The organism is Pseudobutyrivibrio sp. LB2011, assembly GCF_000701765.1.
In the GTDB taxonomy this organism is placed as follows: domain Bacteria; phylum Bacillota; class Clostridia; order Lachnospirales; family Lachnospiraceae; genus Pseudobutyrivibrio; species Pseudobutyrivibrio ruminis.
The window spans coordinates 111624-130616 of record NZ_JNJS01000001.1 but is presented as its reverse complement, the minus strand read 5'-3'; the positions used below and the strand labels follow the sequence as shown (position 1 = coordinate 130616).

Genomic DNA, 18993 nt, shown 5'->3' with positions numbered 1-18993 from the left:
AGTTATCTTTCGATAACTGCCATTTGTAATGTTCATTATTCAATTAAGAGCTCGACAAACTGCCGATTTGTCGGTCTACATTGTATTCCGGTTAATACGAATATCACTTTCCTGTAAGTTTTAAGAATTTCTTATCGTTCATTTGCTCGTTTGTAACATACTCCCCATCATGGAATAACGCATAATTCGTAATCGGTGTCGGTGCATTCTGTGCTTCTTCTTTGCTTTTAAGATGTATTGCCTTGAATGCAATACCATTTTCTTTTGCCGTCTGCTCCAAAACCGGGACATATTTTGCATTGAACGGGCACTGATTCGTATAGTACAGAACATATCCCTTCTCTTCTATATGCGGATGTTTTGCACATTCCTTAAACACCGGAGCTTTTGCATTTTTATCGAACGGCATATACCAAAGCTGAATATCATTATCAGCTTCATCGCTCACGACAAATCCTTTGTACTTCAGAAACTTCGGATCAGCCAGAAACGGTTTCTTCTTTGAAGCGCAAAGAATACAAAGCCCTTTTTTTCCTTTTTCCTTACTATCCTCAATGCAGGCAGTAAGTAGTTCAGTAGAATATCCATGTCCTTTGAAAGCCCCGGACACCCAGAGACAGTCAATGTACATATATCCATCTGCCTCTATCGGAATCCATGCGTTTTCCGCCGGGATATATTCGATAAAGCACTTTCCGCGCTCTACGCTCTTTAGGAAAACAAGTCCTTCATCAAACCTCTCCGAAAGCCATGCCTTCTTAGAAGAAACCTGAACATCCTTATTATTTGATATCGCGCAGCAAATATGCTCCTCTTCGAGGTTATCTTTTGTTACATGAACATATTCCATGACCGCTCCTTTCAATAATATGCCAAGGAACACTTAAGCTCCTTGGCATAGATAGTATTTACTCAATAGGGAAACAAGCTTCCGTTACATACTCATCAGGATTCTGTGTCTGTGCAGGACTCACATGATAGATATTAAACATAGGACCATTCATTTTATATCCATTAGCTTTGATCCATGATGCCACAGTTGCATATGCCTCACCCATCTGATCGTAGCTGCCTTTAATAATACAACTTGCAACTTTTACTTCAGGAAGATTTTTAAACTTCACATGTTCCGTATCGTTATAAGAACCACTCACGGTCATCCACGCAATGATCTCAACATTTTCTTCCTTGTACTCGGGATCAAGAAACTCAGCCGCCGCAAGACACGGGTCTGCCGGCACAAGATTCTTGCACTCACTCATCATCGTATTCCAGAGCATTCCTTCATCCTCATAGTGAGGAACCACCATATGAACAGTTGCAGCATATCTCTCCGGTATTGTTTTTACAATTACATCAAAACTCATATTCTGCTCCTTCCTCAGCCTCTTTCTGGCTGTTTCCAGAAGCATCAGTTTGTACTCCGTTTCTTTGGAAAGCTTTGAAAGCTCCTTCTGCCTCTCTGACAGAAAGGCATCCATCTTTTCTTTATCATCATAGCTGTCAAGGATCTTGATAATATCCGCAAGGGCAAAGCCCATATCCTTGAGTGATGTGATCCTTCCGATGGTAAAAAGCTGTTCCTCGCGATAATAGCGGTACCCGGTGAAATCATCTATTTCTGCCGGTTTCAAAAGTCCGATATCATCATAGTGACGTAACATCCTGATGCTTACTCTGGATAGTTTTGAAAATTCGCCTATTTTAAGCATTTGCTTCTACCTCCATGGATGTTTTTCTCTTGAGCTCACTACAACGATAATCCCTCACATAATGTGAGAGTCAATATACTTTTTTTAAATTTCATAAAATGTAAAACTGAAATATAATTTGCCTCTAATAATTGCGATTTGTTAATTTCCCTGCCTTTAATTATACAGAATCCTTAGTCTTCACGAAATATCAAATCGATATTCCTAATATTAAAGTAGTCCTGTTGCAATATTTTTATCAATCATACAGTTATATTTGTATTCTTTCAGAAAAAAACTGTATCCGTCTCAAAAAATCACTCCTAGTGTGTATTATTTCCACAAAATTGCTATACAGAATATTAATCATGAGTAGCAACGCTCTGTCATATCGTCATAATGCTTTCAAAACTATTTCAACTAGGCATTTCCATACAGTTAAAAAATGTATTTATTAAATAATAACTGTACGTCTTCAATCTGGCGTTCAAGAACCGCCACACAGCATCTTCTCAAGCAGTGCTAGAAGCAGTTTTTAGCAGTAATGCATCCCGTATATCGATAATGCGTATTCAGGATGCATACTGCCAAATACTTTTTCATCCCAAAACTCAAAATATTGACTATGGGATGCATTAACTTTAACAATAGTCTCTATACATATGCATCCCCAAAAATCAAAAAACACCTACGGGATGAAAATCACTAAAATCAACTCAAATCATATGCATCCCAACAACACATAATTCTCCTCTGGGATGCATAATACAAAATTACAACTTAGATACATGCATCCCAAAACAACAAGTCCAACATTTGGGATGCATTTTATAGATTTTAACTAGAATTTGACCGGAATTATCCCCAAAAGTCCCCTCCAACAAACAGCCCACAATAACCAAAAAGGCCCAGCCCCGGCAAAAAGCCAAGGGGCTGAGCCCAATTATTTCATTTTATGCAACGCAGTGTAGTAATCTCAGATTACTTGTTAGCGATAGCTGCCTGTGCTGCTGCAAGTCTAGCGATTGGTACTCTGAATGGAGAGCATGATACATAATCAAGACCAATCTTGTGGCAGAACTCTACTGAAGATGGATCTCCACCGTGCTCACCGCAGATACCTACGTGAAGCTTAGGATTTACTGGCTTACCAAGCTTGATAGCTGTCTCCATAAGCTTACCAACACCTGTCTGGTCAAGCTTAGCAAATGGATCGTTCTCGAAGATCTTTGTGTCATAGTAAGCATTTAAGAACTTACCAGCATCATCACGAGAGAAACCAAATGTCATCTGTGTAAGGTCGTTTGTACCGAAGCAGAAGAAGTCAGCTTCCTTAGCGATTTCGTCAGCTGTAAGAGCTGCACGTGGAATCTCAATCATTGTACCAACTTCGTACTCAAGCTTAGCGCCTGCTGCTGCGATTTCAGCATCAGCTGTCTCTACAACAACGTCCTTAACATACTTAAGCTCCTTAACCTCACATACAAGTGGGATCATGATTTCAGGCTTAACATTCCAATCTGGATGAGCCTTCTGTACTTCAAGTGCTGCACGGATAACAGCCTTTGTCTGCATCTTAGCAATTGAAGGATATGTAACTGCAAGACGGCATCCTCTGTGACCCATCATTGGGTTGAACTCGTGGAGTGACTCGCAGATGTTTCTGATTTCCTCTACTGACTTATTCTTAGCCTTTGCAAGCTTCTCGATATCAGCATCCTCTGTAGGAACGAATTCGTGAAGAGGTGGATCAAGGAATCTGATTGTAACTGGGCAACCCTCAAGTGCTTCGTAAAGAGCCTTGAAGTCTCCCTGCTGGTAAGGAAGAATCTTATCAAGAGCAACTTCTCTCTCTTCCTCTGTATCTGAGCAGATCATCTCGCGGAATGCTGCGATTCTGTCAGCTTCGAAGAACATGTGCTCTGTACGGCAAAGACCGATACCTTCTGCACCAAGCTCTCTAGCCTTCTTAGCATCAGCTGGAGTATCTGCATTTGTTCTAACCTTAAGTGTTCTGAATTCGTCAGCCCAAGCCATTACACGACCGAACTCACCAGCGATTGTAGCATCAACTGTTGGGATGATACCAGCGTAGATGTTACCTGTTGTACCATCGATAGAAATTTCAGAACCCTCTGTAAATGTTGTGCCTGCAAGAGTGAACTTCTTGTTCTCCTCATCCATAGCGATGTCGCCGCAACCAGATACACAGCATGTACCCATACCACGAGCAACAACGGCAGCGTGTGATGTCATACCACCACGAACTGTAAGGATACCCTGAGCAGCCTTCATACCTGTGATATCTTCTGGAGAAGTCTCAAGACGTACAAGAACTACCTTCTCTCCTCTAGCAGCCCAAGCTTCTGCATCGTCAGCTGTGAATACAACCTTACCACATGCAGCACCTGGAGATGCACCAAGACCCTTTCCAAGAGGTGTTGCAGCCTTAAGAGCAGCAGCCTCGAACTGTGGGTGAAGAAGTGTATCAAGGTTACGTGGGTCGATCATTGCTACAGCCTCTTCTGGAGTCTTGTGTCCTTCATCAACAAGATCACAAGCAATCTTAAGAGCAGCTGGAGCTGTTCTCTTACCGTTACGGCACTGGAGCATGTAAAGCTTCTTGTTCTCTACTGTGAACTCCATATCCTGCATATCATGGTAGTGATTCTCAAGAGTCTCACATACCTTGATGAACTCTGCGTATGCCTCTGGGAATTCCTTCTCCATCTGAGCGATTGGCATTGGTGTACGAACACCAGCAACTACGTCCTCGCCCTGTGCGTTGATAAGGAACTCACCCATAAGCTTATTCTCACCAGTAGCTGGGTCACGAGTGAATGCAACACCAGTACCTGATTCATTATTTAAGTTACCGAATACCATAGGCATTACGTTAACTGCTGTACCCCATGAATAAGGGATATCGTTATCTCTTCTGTAAACGTTTGCACGTGGGTTATCCCATGAACGGAATACTGCCTCGATAGCAAGCTTTAACTGCTCTACTGGATCTGAAGGGAAATCAGAACCGAGCTGATTCTTGTACTCTGCCTTGAACTGCTCAGCAAGTTCCTTAAGATCTGCTGCTGTAAGGTCTACGTCATACTTAACGCCCTTCTTCTCCTTCATCTCATCGATGAGCTGCTCGAAGTACTTCTTACCTACTTCCATAACTACATCTGAGAACATCTGAATAAAACGTCTGTATGAATCATATACGAAACGCTCGAAAGCTGGATCTGGGTTACCAGCGATCATAGCTGCAACTACTTCATCATTAAGACCAAGGTTAAGGATTGTATCCATCATACCTGGCATAGATGCACGAGCACCTGAACGAACTGAAACTAAAAGTGGATTCTTAAGATCTCCGAACTTCTTGCCGTTGATCTCCTCCATTTTCTTAACACCTTCCATAGCCTGAGCCATGATTTCATCATTAATCTTGCGACCATCCTCATAGTACTGTGTACAAGCTTCTGTTGTGATTGTGAAGCCCTGTGGTACTGGAAGACCAATGCTTGTCATTTCAGCAAGGTTTGCACCTTTTCCTCCTAAAAGATTACGCATTGTCATGTCGCCTTCGCTAAACATGTAGACCCATTTGTTAGCCATTTCAAAATCCTCCTAACATATATATAACTTTTGATTTGTCTGTCTGTAAAAAACGGGGTTTTCAAACAGTCCGTTATTATTAAAACACAATTTAGACACCAATACAAACAAATTCGTTGTACAGTTAGTAGAAATTCAGGAGTGATTTTTGTGCATTTTTATCAAACAAGCAAGTTGTTTGAAACTTTGACTCAATTAGCTAAAATGTATAATCATCTACAGATGCATTCAAAGCGTATCTCTGCTGGCTATAAACCGCAGTTTTAAGCTGATTCTCGTCTTTTAATAGACTTTTTATCCTTTCTGTCATTTTGAGGTACTGTTTCGCCTCAAAACGATTTTCACGGGCTGTATACGTCAATCCGTGGGCAGTTTCGTTAAATGTCAGAATAAGCTGATTATGAAGAAATGCTTTTCTAGTTGCATCAACAATTTCTCCCTCACGATTGATATCGAGGAAGAAATCGCACTCCCAGAAAAGTCTATCCAATGTGGACATTTTTACATTTGGATACATCACCACATTGTCATATTTCTCATGTGCCAAAAGCTTTGCGGACATTTCTGTAATCGCTGTAACATGGAACTTCATCTCAGGCAAAGCCTCCACCAGTTCCTTCAGCTTTTCGACATTTTCTGTATTTGTACAAATAAGGGCAGATGGTCTACCCATGTTTTTCTTCTTAAATGAATAGATATAGCCAAGCTCATCCATTTTGTCCTCAGGAGCATTAAGCATTCTAAGACGCTCATAGGATGGGTGATTTTGCACTATTACCCTCTTACATCTGTTGGCCTTTCCGTCGAAAATCAACAGCATATTGCCAGGAATTGCATCACGTGTTGCCTCCTGCCAGAACAATATATCTTCCCTTCCATCTGAAAGAGATGGCAACGCATTGGAAACAAAAAATGGAACAGATAGAGAGTTAAAGAATAGTCTATGATTCTCAAGCCCTAAGGATTTCAAATAGTAAACCACAAACTCCGTGCGACTTTTGAAGAACAGTGACTGATCATCAATATTTAAAATGATGTCTCCTGTAACAAAGTTTTCAACAATGATTTCCTGGCCATTACCATTAAAATATGACTTGCTTACCTTCTGTGACTTTTTATTAAAGATAGTTCTGGCGTAAAGCATGCCGTATTTATTATAGTGGTCGCTGGCTCGCACTTTACCGTCCTCATCAAGCCAATCCACCACCTTAACAAACCTTTTATTCTTAGGCTCAGCGTAAAAGATTCTACCTCTCTCCTTCGCTTTGTCATGAATGCTTCCACTGGTATTGTTTCCACTGATTTGCCAATACTTTGGTACCTGAATCTGGTTGAAGTAAAGAGGCTTTTTAGGACAGCCTTCCGCCTTCTTAAAATCTCCTAGAAAATGCTCAAACACATTTTCAACACCATCAGGCAGAAAGCCATCGTCATTGATTGTGACCGCCTTCACCTCATAATCTGCATTCTGAAATGAGAAAAGCAAATCCTGGCTACCCATATTAAAATAGTCGAACAACAAAACTATGTCGTTTCTATTAGTTTTTTCCATTTTGCCTCCACTTCACTTGCAAGATATTTCTTGGCCTTTGAATAAGAATGCTTATGCATCTTTTCCAAATCCTCTTCTGTAAACAATTTACAAATTGCATCAACCATGGCCTTCTGTCTTCGTCCCTTTTCCATTCCTGTGGCGTAAGGCAGCTTGTAGCCATTCTTCCCCTGGTCAATGAAATTCTGATTACCGTAACGAACATCAAAACCGATGATTGGAAGTCCCGAACCAATAGCCTCCATCAGTGTAAGGCCAAAGCCTTCACTAGTAGACGCTGATAGATATGCTTCGTACTTTGTGTATACATCTGTCAGGTCATGCTGTCCCATCAATCGTATATACGAATCGGCTCCCAAGGACTTTATCTTTTCCTTCAAATCCTTTTCAGCGGCGCCTTTACCGTAGATATCTAAAGAGATATCAGGCACCCTATCATGTGCAGCTGCCACTGCATCTATCATCCAATCAACGTGCTTTTCAGTGGCAAGACGTGATGCTGTAATTAAAGAATGCTGCTTTCTCTCACCTGCTGGGTATTTAAGCTCAGTAAGAGCGCCCACCGGAATGGTTACAATATTAGGCTTGGCCCCGCAGTACTTATCAAACTGCTGCAGCAACAGCTTTCGCTGGTCTTCCGTAGCAGTGATGTAGAAATCTATTTCATCATGCATCGAGAAGGAATACTCATAGTAATTGTTCCACAAGATATAATCATCATCCGTAGCCCCTTCGCTAAAATGATCTGCGTGAATGACAATTCCAACCTTTGCATCTCCAACATTTTCAAGAATAGCCTGGCCCTGGCCGGTGGTTCTATCGATTATTACAATATCATCGCTGGTAAGCCCAAGCTTGCTTGTCATATAACCTACAAGCTCTTCCTTTGAACATATTAATTTATTTGGGAATTTGTACATGACATTGTCATCATCATTGATTTCCTCGTAAGCAAGGCTACCATCCTGATTGAAGAATCGTCTGTGATACAGATGTGCCTTGCCATCAAGTGGAGCATAGTATTCCGAGAACACACGCTTAGACATATAATAGTCCTTGCGCACCAAACAACCTCTGGAAACCATTTCCACACGATGAACGAAATCCTCCTCCGTATTTACGAAGTAGACTCTGTAGAAATTATTATCCCCCTCAAAAATCAGCTTTCCTATTTTGCCATCCCGCTCGTAGGAAAAAGCTTTATCTCCAAGTGTCCCTTTCAAATCATCCAAGGTATAGGTAACAGGGCCCGGCTTAAAATCCGTAAAAAAGGTGTATAACCAAATAATCTCATCATCCTCAAAACCAATATTTCTGGTCATGTCGATAAGATTGTCCTTGGAAAACATATCTGAAAATATAAACTTTGCCTCAGCCCCTATGTTACGAAGTACCTTTGCTCTGTAGCTTTGAGCATACTCCACCCCTGAGCTGGCCCATCCTATTCCTAGATTAAAGTTGTAAATCATATATGCCCCTTTTCTGCCAAACTTTTATGGAAGTATGATGTGTAATCGGTTCTTTTTATCCATGCTCACTTCCGAAAGCAATACATTTCTGATGATATTTCGCTTGATGGAGTTTTCCATTTTTCTAAATGATTCCAAAGCCTCCGCATGATACTCAAACATAAGATTTCGCTGAGCACTGCTTCGTCCTGAAACCGCAGCCTGCAACTGCTGCAAATAGTCAACCTGCTCAATCCAAGCCTCATCAATTGCAGATAAAGCTGAAACTCTAACGAAGTCATTCATGGCACTTTCTGAGTCAATAGATGCCTTCTTTTCCTCAAGTGACTGCTCCACTCTTGCCATGATATATGCCTTCACTCTGTTTCTGTTTTTAAGATTGAGATAGCCCGAATCCTTCTCCATTCTGTAGGAGATGTTATCCAGCAAATAACGATTCAGGGTGGTTACATCCAACTCCTTATTCTCCTTCAAAAACAGATCAACATTGTCCTCTGCAATACGAAGGAGACGTTCCTTCTCAACAGTACCGCCGTCAAGCAACATATCTCTGGTGTCGTACATCAGCTTACGTTCCAATTGAAGTACTACATCGTAGTCCTTTGAAGTCTTTCTGTTTGTACTGCCAAGCTCTTCATTTATCTTTTGAGCGTTATTAACAATTCGCTTAATTTTTCTATCGCTTATACGTTTTGTTCCGTCGATGTATTTCTGAATCTTCTCCAGGTCAGTACCCTTTTCAACAATATCATCCTCCAAAGATACGATGAACCTGCTGTATCCAGGATCCCCCTGTCTTCCGGAACGACCTCTTGCCTGGCGCTCATCGCGGATGTTAAGCATTCGACCTACACCAATAACTGCAAGGCCTCCCAGTTCCTTTACACCTGGTCCAAGCTTGATATCCGTACCACGTCCTGCCATGGATGTGGCAACTGTCATAGCTCCCATCTGGCCAGCTTCTTTGATAATATCAGCCTCCCAGAATGCATTGTTGGCATTGAGCACTGAATGTGGCAAGCCCTTTTCTACCAGCAAATGCGAAATGATTTCAGTATCTGCAATCATGGTTGTAACAATAAGAACCGGCTGGCCTGTATCATGCTTTTTGACAGCCAGACGAATGGCAGCCTCGAACTGTTTTTTCGAATCGCTGAAATACCAATCTGGACAATCTACTCGCTGAATTGGGTTGTTGGTAGGAATAACTACTACATGCTTGCCATAAACATCATATAGCTCGTCCTTTGCATCGTAGATAGTTCCACTCATGCCCGACATCTTTGGGAACATAGAGAAGAAATTCTGATATGTGATGGATGCCATGGAACGGTTTTCCTGTGAAAGCTCCAAGCGCTCCTTACACTCAATAGCCTGATGCTGACCACCACGAAGCTTTACGCCCTTTAAGGTACGTCCTGAGCTGGCGTCGATAAGGGCAACTTCACCGTTTTCAGATATCATGTACTCTGTGCCCTTTTCGATAATCTTGTGGGCGCGAAGTGCCAATACTAAATGGCGATATATTTCGAAATACTCTGGAGCGAAAATATTGTCGATTCCAAAGTACTCTTCTGCATATTCAAGTCCCTTTTCTGTGAACCATACGTTTTTCTCTTCTACTTCGTAGTCCTCATTTTCCTTCAATGTACGCACGAAGAAATCTGCCGATTCGTATAGGTTGGACTGGACACGTGGAGCACCAGAAATAACAAGTGGTGTGCTGGCACTGTCTAGAAGTACTGAATCAGCTTCATCAATAATTATGAAATTGAATGGACGTAAGAATCTATCACTGGCAGACTTTACCAGATTGTTGATAAGGTAATCAAAACCAAGAGCAGAGTGTGTCGTATATACGATATCTGCTTTGTAGATTTCCTTTTTTTCGTCGTTTTCGAATCTATCATCCTCATCACGCTTTACACCTGCCATAACAGAAAGGCCCATGAATCGATATGCTGGTCCCATTTCCTCCGCATCACGCAAAGCTAGGTATTCGTTGTTTGTAACAAGGATTGCCCCTTCTCCTGTAAGACCATTTAGATACATAGGTAAGGTGGCTGTAAGTGTCTTGCCCTCTCCTGTGTTCATCTCTGCCAGATAGCCCTGATGTAATGCCACGCCTGCCATAATCTGCACATCAAAAGGATACATTCCCAGCACACGCTTGTCGGCTTCGCACATGGCAGCAAAAGCCTCTGGCAAAATCTTGTCCAGGGACTCTCCCTTCTCATAGCGCTCCTTGAAGGATGCAGTGAGCCCAGACAATTGCTGATCTGTAAGCTGCTCCATCTGCTCCTTGTATGCCTTTACCTTTTTCAGTTCTTTTCGTAGCTTATTTACAAGCTTTCTAGTTTTCACTATCGCTCTACCTCAATCTCTTCAATGGTAATTGAATGATATGTAAATTCCGTCATACCTGCATTTATCAGCTGCATTCTGTAGCTGTAGGTTTTAAGTGGGCATGAAAACTCTGCCTCTGTTCCTCTCACAGTAAAGTCTCCTGCCTCTCTTTCGTATCTATCCAGGAAAACCAAACGCACCAAATATCCACCTCCTGTAGGTGTATGTACGTTGATTTTTATGCGGTAATGACTCTCACCATCTATGATAGGAAGTGATGGTTCGATACGCTGTGCCTGATAGTTGGTCAGAGAATACCACTCCTTTATAACTGTTCCTGGTGGCATCAGCTCATTTTCAAAATGTACGTAATTCTTCGCTTTATAATCTATTTGCGAACCATACAGATAAGTATCTGAACTGTATTCGTTCCAATAGATTGTCCAACTTGCCTTTTCCATTTATTTCTCCAAACCTGCAATTACACTCTTCCATTTCTCAAGAAGATGCTTTGTAGTAAACTTCTGTCCTATATCGTAAGAATAAACCTTTGCCTGGTTCCAATTGAAAAGACTTCCAAGGAAATAATCCAATGCAACAGGTATTCTATCAATCTCCGTCATGACAAATCCGTTGTAGCCATTTTGCATATACTGAGTTTCGCGTCTGACTATCTGAGGAATGGCTGAACTGATACAGTTAATCTGTAGAAACAAATCAGGATTGTGACGCATATCAAGCATGATACGCTGCTCACGAATACACTTGCTGACTGATAGCTCATCCACACACTGCTCCACAAAGAATCTGATAGGAATTTCTTCCTGCTCCTCAGCTTCCATTTCTTCATTTTCAGCAGTGTCATCCTCTTCCTCATGGATTACCATGCGTCTGTCAAAACCAGCCTCTTCCAAAATCTCTGCAATCTTATTAAGCAGCTTCTCTGGCAAATCGTAGGTGGCATTTCTTGTAAAAATGCTGATTACCGCATTTTCATTCATCTGCAGATACTTGGCCAAAGCAATCATCATTTCCCTAAAACGTTCCTCCGGCAAGCCATCTACGGGTACAAGAACCTTTTGAACCATCAGCTTTTCACTGATACCAAAATCCATACGTGAATCGTAAGGAGAAATATCTGTGATATTAGTGATTTCTTCTTCCATCTCTCGCTTCAAATAACGAGTGGTTGCCTCAGAATCCGTGATGATGTATCCTGCCCTTTTTACAAGTGGTCTGGAATCCAAATGATCCTTTATGCGATATCTATCTCCGTAGAAAGATAGAATACATTTCTTTTTTCCTATGATGTTCTGTGCTGCCAGATAGTTTAACTCGTGCATGGCAATACAGAAAACATCATCTCCATTATCATCCTCAATATGTGCTTCAAGCACTTCCAGGATTACATCAGTAAGACTCATGTAGATTGTCTCTTTGAAAGTCCTGGTCTCTGTTGTGTCATCAGATTTAAAAACCTGATAGGTGTTGCAGCTGGCATTGATTTCCACCGCACCTGTTTCAGCATACACACGAAGCTTTGTAACACCAGACTCTGTCAGATAATCGGTGTAGAGCATGCGTCCATTATCATAAACCTCCGTAGATGAAACGAAACCTCGGTCATCGTAGATGTTACGACGGCTAAGCACCTCTTTCTTGTACATACTAACCTGAATAGGGTTGCCTGCTTCGCCAAAATCTATCTGGGCGTACTTGGTATTATGCAGATATGCAATTACAACAAATGGGGTATATACGAATTCGATTCCCTCTGGCCAATCCAGATTGTGAAATGAAAAAACCGCTGCCTTCTTTTTCTTAACCTCCTGAATGGCATCAAAACAAGACCAGTATGGAGCATGAAAAACTCCCTGGCGATGTAAGAAATGTCTGAAGTTTGGAGCATGACTCAAAAGAAGAATCTTAAAATCACGCATACCACTGCGATAAAACATCTGAACCTGTTTTACCGTATCATCAAACTCTGTATGCATTCTTCGTGTGTGCCAACTCTGCTCGGACTCTCTCCACTCATTCTGTTGATACCAAGCTGGAATAAAATAAAGCATCGCAATTACCTCTTATAGGAAAGGCACGTAAGCATCGTAATCTCTTACTGCCCTAAGTTCTCGATATAAGTTACAGTTGATACTTGCCATGGCAATAAGAATAGATGGCAAACTGATAACTGTTGATTCTACATAGCCTCTTAAATGAAGCACCAATGGGACAATAATGAAAAATCCCATAAACATTGCTGAGAAAAATGCAATCCAAAATACTCTTATAGAAATGAATCTTCGTGTGTTTTTACCAGATTTGAGACCTGTGATACTGTCTCCTGCTTTTTGCAAAGATTCTGTAAGATTCTTTGGACTGATAAATACGAATGAGAATATTATCGTAATTACGTATAGCACTACCGTATATACAACAATTCCAAGGGTATGTGCTGTATCCATGTTTTCGTATACCCACTGTAAGTTTTTGTCATTAGGGAACAGCATACTAAGTCCCATAGACACATACACTGGTAGCATGAAAAACGCAGTAGAAAACATAACCGGCATCATTCCGATTGGATTTAGCTTGATTGGGATATAGTTTTTATCAGAATAAATATTGTGAATAGATATTCTTTGCATAGGAATACGGTATTCACTGTTTTCAAATATGATTGTGCATATCACTGCCAAAAAACCAATTCCACCAATAACATGCATTTCCCACAGGCCGGAATTCTTGACTGTGTGAACCACACTATCCAGGATATTTACATAAATAAGAACTGTCTGACCGCCTATACCGTATTTACCATTTCGTGTGGCAAGCCATAAAATCACAAATGCTCCTGTCACCATCTGGAATCCAGATATAATTTTTGCAATGATAAGCTGAAGCCCACCATCAAAAACATAAATTGTGGAATTAACAGTAAGATATGCCTGGACGCTAGCCCATACAAACATCAAAATAAGAGTTGCCATGGTGATTTTTTTAGGAGAAGTGTGTGCCTTTGAATCAGCACGTTTAACAGCAACTATTACCTGAACAAAGAGCATGGAAAACATAAAAGGAGAAATACCAAGAGCCAATAAGCTGGTTTTGTATCTATCTCCTCCGATTGTTTCCATGATAAGATCTCCAGAAGTATTCTGGAATGCTTTGTAAGCTTCTAAATCAACTCCATATAAAGGAAGCTCTCTACCAACAAGGTAAACTCCCATTATTATGAAGGTAAATATTAATTTTTGAATAAGTGTTTTGGGAAAAAATTTTTGTCTCAACTGATTATCCTCCCCCCATTATGCACTTTTATTTTACTACACTAAAAGTAGAAAAAATAGAGGCAACCTTTCGGTTGCCTCCAACTATTAGAAAAGTGTCTTAGTTATTTTCTTTCTCTTTTTCCTTTTCTTTTTTAACCTTATCGTATGTCACCTTTCCAGTAATCAATGCGATAATCCACCACCAGAAACCTTTTCTTGCAAGACTTTCATCTTCTGTGACTGTAATGCCTTTAGCAACATCATCATCTGCGATTTCTGTTACTTCAGTTTCTGCCTCATTTACAGCCTCGATTGTACGGCCTTCTACGATTAACTCGCGGCCACCTGTCACTTCTTCGCCACCAACTGTGTCGTCATTTACAACACCAAGTGGAACTCTTGCATCATCGATAGGTGTGATTGCCTGGTTTGCAATAGCACCTGCTGCCGGCATAACTGTCTGTGCAGAAGCTGCTGGTGCTGCTGTAGATGCAGATGCTACAGGAGCAGATACTGTTGCTGCAACTGCTGCTGACTCACTTGCTGATGCGCTTGTGCTAGCTGCAGTAGAAGCTTCCTCGCTTGCCGCTGTTGAAGCCTGCTCACTTGCCTGATTAGATGCTAACTCACTAGCTTCTGTAGATGCCTGCTGGCTTGCCGCTGTGCTTGCTGCGCTCTCAGATGTGCTTGTGCTGTTAGAAAGACTTTCTGCAGTCTTTGTGCTGTTAGCAGCATACTCTGACCATGCACTATCAAGCTCATTAGAACGAGCTACATACTCGTCTACCATTGACTGGTATCCCTCAACCTGTGAACCAGTAGATGCAATTGCTCCTGATAATGATAACATCTCTGATGCTAATTCAAAACGCTCATCCATCTGGCTATTCATGAATGCGTAGCCATAGTAATCTTTGCCTTTATAATGTCCGTTTTCATCTGCCTCCATAGAATAGCTCTGTCTTGTGATTTTGAATGTCTTTACAGTGCCATCATCCCCAGTAAATGTATATGAAAACAGATTGCCGCCCGCTCTTATGCCATTGTCTTGTAAAAACTTTTCAACAATATTGATTCCTGAAACATAAGGAGAATAATTCTCTATAGAAATACCTCTTGGAATTGTAATACCTGCGGCAACATCTTCTTCAGAAAGCTCAGACCATCTAAAGAGACTTTCTCCTCTAGCATTAGCTGTTACATAATCATAATATTCCTCATGAACCTGTCCATCAGTTCCTAAATAAATTGTACAGAAATGCTTTTTATCATATCCATCCGGTGTGTAATATTTAATCTGTGCGCTATCAATATAATTAGGATCAGCTTTTCCGTCAACTACAAGGTTATATTTAATCATTGTAATTGCAAGAGGTCTGCCAGCGTGTTCAAAATAATCAGTATCTAAGCTCTTGTTCTTAGCAGCTAATGCTTCTCTCTTTGCTGTTTCAATCGCCTGAGCAGCTTTAACATCTTGCTCTAATTTATCAAGCTTTGCAATGTTGTAGTTCTTAGATTCATAATCCTCTGATGTTGTAGTCATTGTTTCTGAATAGCTTTCATACTCAGATTCTGCCTCTGATGCTGAAGTAGAAAGTTGCTCAGATGTAGATGATAATTCACTTTCAACTGTAGAAAGTGATGCTCCTGACTCAGAAATCTGTTCCTCCGTATATACGGTAGCTGCCTCTGCTGTATCAGAAAGGCTAGCATCAGTTTCTGCATCAGTTTCTGCATCAGTTGTTAATTCAGCTGCAAGAGGAGCTGCCTTTCTCATAGCTTTAAGCTCAACCTTGTTTTCAGCTAACTCATTTTCATCGATTGTTTCATCTCTATAAGCCCCTCTAAGAATGGTAAATACATCGTTATTTGTATCCTCAGCTGGAGCCACAGGTGTTTCTTCTGCTGGAGTAGCTGGTGTCTCAACTGGAGCCTCCTCTACTGGAGCTGCTGGTGTCTCAACTGGAGCTTCCTCTACTGGTGTAGTAGGCGTCTCTGCTACCGCAGCTGGTGCCTCTGCTGCTGGTGTCTCCACTGCTGCTGGTGCCTCTGCTACTGGCGCTGTTGCAACCTCTACTGCAGCTGGTGCTGGAGCTTCAACAACCTGCTCTGTTGCTGCTGGGGCCTGTGCCTCTACTGTCTGTTGTGTCTGTGGTGTAGTATCAACAACGATTTCAGCTGCCTCTTCTTCCATAGCATATACTAAATCGGCATCGCCAAGTAAAGCTGCTCCACCTACTGAAGCACCTGTAATGGCTACTCCTTTTAATAAACTTCTTACTTTCTTTTCACCCATTTTTCATTCCTCTCTTTCACAAATTCCTATTCATCTATTTGTATATATTTTATCGGTAAATTGTGAACTTTTTTTGCTCCCCTAAGGCCTATTATTGCCATATTTTCACACTTCTTGCCAGTTCACAGAATGTTCAAACTGCAAGAATTATCTGTCAAAATCTTCCTTCAAAACACGCTCATATTGTCCCTTAAACCAGGCACCAATTCCAGCGGTATTATCATTGTGGCGACCATGTAATCCTTTTCCGTAAACCTGCACACCTGCCGAATTCAATTCTGTGATTAGCCTGTTATAGGCAGTTGAATCATAGTCATCTTCTATCATATAAGAAACAATAAACTTGGTATGACCGAAGTCTGTGTTTCTTATCTTATTCCATAATCTCTCGTTAAGTCTTTCAATTGCTTCCTTATCTGTTCCTCCACCATATCGCTTTAGGATATCCAGTGAAGTAGGAAATCCCTTTGGTCGCTTCAGTGTCTCATTAGCAGCAATATCTCCAAGGCTAGCCAATGGCTTTCCGAGAATAAGTGCATGAGGCCTCATGTTGCAACCATAATATAATGAGCCAATTGTTCCCATGGAAATTCCAGAAAGGATTAGCTGATCCGGATAGAATCCCAGCTTATTTAGATGCTCGTCAATTATCTTAACCATCAGTGCTTCAAACTCTGGGCTTCCCATGTAAAATCCGCCACCTTCAAAGCGCTGCTCTGCAATCAGCAAAAATGGACATCCCATTTTTCGCATCATGTAGTATCCTTCAAAACCTTCCTGAGTTTTATATCCTGAGAAATAAACTGCAAGGGGTGGTTTGAAATCACCTGGATCAAAGTAAGAGAAAATCTCCTCTCGCTCAGATGTGACATATCGCTTACCACCTACTAAAAATGCTCCTAAATTCCATCTAGATACTCGGTCGTGTAAAGCTATAATATTCAGCTTTCCCTGACCTGCCGCACGAAGTGATACAAACAGCTGGCCATCACCATTTCGTCCTTCAATAAGAACTGGTTCTTTCAAATCTTCTTCGCTAAACGTCCAGGAATCTCGAACGTCAGATAGAGAGCCTGGCACAAACTGAGTAATTGATAATGATATTTCTACAGTGTCGTCTTTTTCGTACTCTAGCCAAAATTCCAATCCTTGGTCTTTTACTATTGGAATATTATTCTTCCAGAAAGCAACCTGAGTAAACTGGTTGCCATAATCACCTTCCAATTCAACAGCGTACTGACCATTCCATCTAATGGTGCCCTTGAAACCTTGAGCTACACCAACATTCTCTGGCTTAAACTTCTCTCCATAAGGATGTGGGAAATATTTCTTTGTCTCGTTTGTCAGGAAGTCCTGTATATCCTCCACTGCCAAGTTACTAGCCATTCTTCGGTTGAACAATCTCGTAGTAGGTCTATTAAGCTTGAAATCACCAACTATGAAAACGCAGTATGACATAGACATCTGACTAACTATCTCTGCCTCTTCATCATCCAGATTTCTTTCAACTACAACAATTTCATAAATATCCTTTTTCTTTTCTATGGTTCCACCCGCAAAGATAATCTTTACATTGTCAGGACATTTATATTTAGTTGCCCAACTTTCTGTACCTATCTGTAAAATCCTAATCTTATCCATGTAAATTTAAGCCCTTCGTGCAAAATAAAAGCCCAGCAAGCATTACTACGAGCTGGGCCTATAAATCTTAATTATCTCTTTCCTCTATTTTCAATCCAAGTGGCTTATCCAAAAGTGAAAGGATACTAGCAACTGGAACAATATAGAGTGCTTTAACTGCTACCTTGAATGAATCAAGATTCTCCCCCTGTAGTGCTACCACTATTATTGCACAAATTACTACTCCAAGCCAAATACATAAATCAGCAACATTTTCATTCATAACAACCTTGATGATAATTGCAATTACAAGTACCGCAATTGCGATAGTCCAAGGTGTTGCAAGAACTAGCTTTAGTCCTTCGCCAAATGAACCAATATTGCTCATGTTGTATGAAACTACATTCTGTAAAAATGCTGCTCCATTTTTGAAATACCATAAATATAATCCCATTGGAACTGCTACAGTTATCCAACCTTCAATTGTTGAAAACCAGAATGTTCTATATCCTTTTCCATCTATTCCATCAACCTTGAATTTGATTGCAAAGAACAGAATTAATATTGCCCAGAAGAATGCATATCCTGGTTGAAGGAAAATAACTAATCCTAAATCAATAGCAAGTAAGTATGTGTGATGTGAAAGCATACCGCTCTTTAGCTGGCGTGCCACATGGTAGCATGTCAAAGACATTACGAAGAATAATATCTCTTCTGCACCAGCATGGGTAAGTGCACCCCATTCGAAAATTGCTATTGCCGCTGCTGCAACCCAAGCAAAAATATTCGATGTGTAAAGCTTTGCTGTCTTATATAAGAATAATATAGACACAAAATTGAGAGCTGTCTCCATGATGAACTGAACTAAATGAGTGTCTGTTGGTAAATAACCAAGGCCAAAGAACTCATATACAACTGGTCCGTAGTGACCATCCAATTCAACATATGCTAGATATCCTTCTCTTACTGAGTACGCAATATTAAGAATCTCTTCCTGCACCTCAGTAAAGGCGTTTGCAATCCATGGATTAAATGGACTTGATATTGCAACGATTCCAGTGATTACTACAATCGCAAGGAATTCTAAGCATCTTTTTAGATTTTTGTTCATATATTACCTCCTGCGCAT

At 40.9% G+C, this 18993-nt stretch carries 12 protein-coding genes; all 12 read right to left on the bottom strand.

Features of this window, described 5'->3' with window-relative positions:
• Nucleotides 1-103: 103 nt before the first annotated feature.
• The 12 genes from T375_RS00495 to T375_RS00440 all read right to left on the bottom strand — a co-directional run bounded on the left by T375_RS00495 (nucleotide 104) and on the right by T375_RS00440 (nucleotide 18975).
• A complete protein-coding gene (locus T375_RS00495; RefSeq protein ID WP_044933754.1) occupies nucleotides 104-850 on the bottom strand; it encodes a GNAT family N-acetyltransferase in 747 nt (248 codons plus the stop codon).
• A gap of 58 nt (nucleotides 851-908) precedes the next feature.
• The gene (locus T375_RS00490) at nucleotides 909-1712 is read right to left on the bottom strand and encodes a MerR family transcriptional regulator (protein WP_031543276.1); all 804 of its coding nucleotides are present in this window, start codon (nucleotides 1710-1712) and stop codon (nucleotides 909-911) included.
• 960 nt (nucleotides 1713-2672) lie between these two features.
• Entirely contained in the window at nucleotides 2673-5309 is a 2637-nt protein-coding gene (ppdK, locus tag T375_RS00485) for a pyruvate, phosphate dikinase (RefSeq protein WP_044933751.1), read from the bottom strand.
• Nucleotides 5310-5508: 199 nt separating this feature from the next.
• Nucleotides 5509-6861, bottom strand: coding sequence for an accessory Sec system glycosylation chaperone GtfB (gene gtfB / locus T375_RS00480; RefSeq protein ID WP_044934886.1), 1353 nt, complete (start codon nucleotides 6859-6861; stop codon nucleotides 5509-5511).
• A complete protein-coding gene (gene gtfA / locus T375_RS00475) occupies nucleotides 6834-8330 on the bottom strand; it encodes an accessory Sec system glycosyltransferase GtfA (protein ID WP_044933750.1) in 1497 nt (498 codons plus the stop codon). Before gtfA ends, gtfB begins: the two co-directional genes overlap by 28 nt.
• A 24-nt stretch (nucleotides 8331-8354) precedes the next feature.
• Nucleotides 8355-10694 carry an accessory Sec system translocase SecA2 gene (secA2, locus tag T375_RS00470; protein ID WP_242839245.1) on the bottom strand — a complete coding sequence of 780 codons (2340 nt, stop codon included), beginning with the start codon at nucleotides 10692-10694 and terminating at the stop codon, nucleotides 8355-8357.
• On the bottom strand, nucleotides 10694-11137 hold the full coding sequence (asp3, locus tag T375_RS00465) for an accessory Sec system protein Asp3 (protein WP_044933747.1): 444 nt from the start codon (nucleotides 11135-11137) through the stop codon (nucleotides 10694-10696). Before asp3 ends, secA2 begins: the two co-directional genes overlap by 1 nt.
• Nucleotides 11138-12748 (bottom strand): accessory Sec system protein Asp1, encoded by a 1611-nt coding sequence (asp1, locus tag T375_RS00460; RefSeq protein ID WP_044933744.1) that lies wholly within the window; start codon nucleotides 12746-12748, stop codon nucleotides 11138-11140.
• 12 nt (nucleotides 12749-12760) lie between these two features.
• The gene (locus T375_RS00455) at nucleotides 12761-13966 is read right to left on the bottom strand and encodes a hypothetical protein (protein ID WP_044933742.1); all 1206 of its coding nucleotides are present in this window, start codon (nucleotides 13964-13966) and stop codon (nucleotides 12761-12763) included.
• Between the two features lie 100 nt (nucleotides 13967-14066).
• Nucleotides 14067-16244, bottom strand: a complete 2178-nt coding sequence (locus tag T375_RS13015) for a hypothetical protein (protein WP_049960219.1) — start codon at nucleotides 16242-16244, stop codon at nucleotides 14067-14069.
• 147 nt (nucleotides 16245-16391) lie between these two features.
• Complete coding sequence (gene asp2 / locus T375_RS00445) at nucleotides 16392-17885, bottom strand: accessory Sec system protein Asp2 (protein WP_044933741.1); 1494 nt, start codon at nucleotides 17883-17885, stop codon at nucleotides 16392-16394.
• Nucleotides 17886-17952: 67 nt separating this feature from the next.
• Nucleotides 17953-18975 carry a hypothetical protein gene (locus T375_RS00440; protein ID WP_044933739.1) on the bottom strand — a complete coding sequence of 341 codons (1023 nt, stop codon included), beginning with the start codon at nucleotides 18973-18975 and terminating at the stop codon, nucleotides 17953-17955.
• Nucleotides 18976-18993 lie beyond the last annotated feature (18 nt).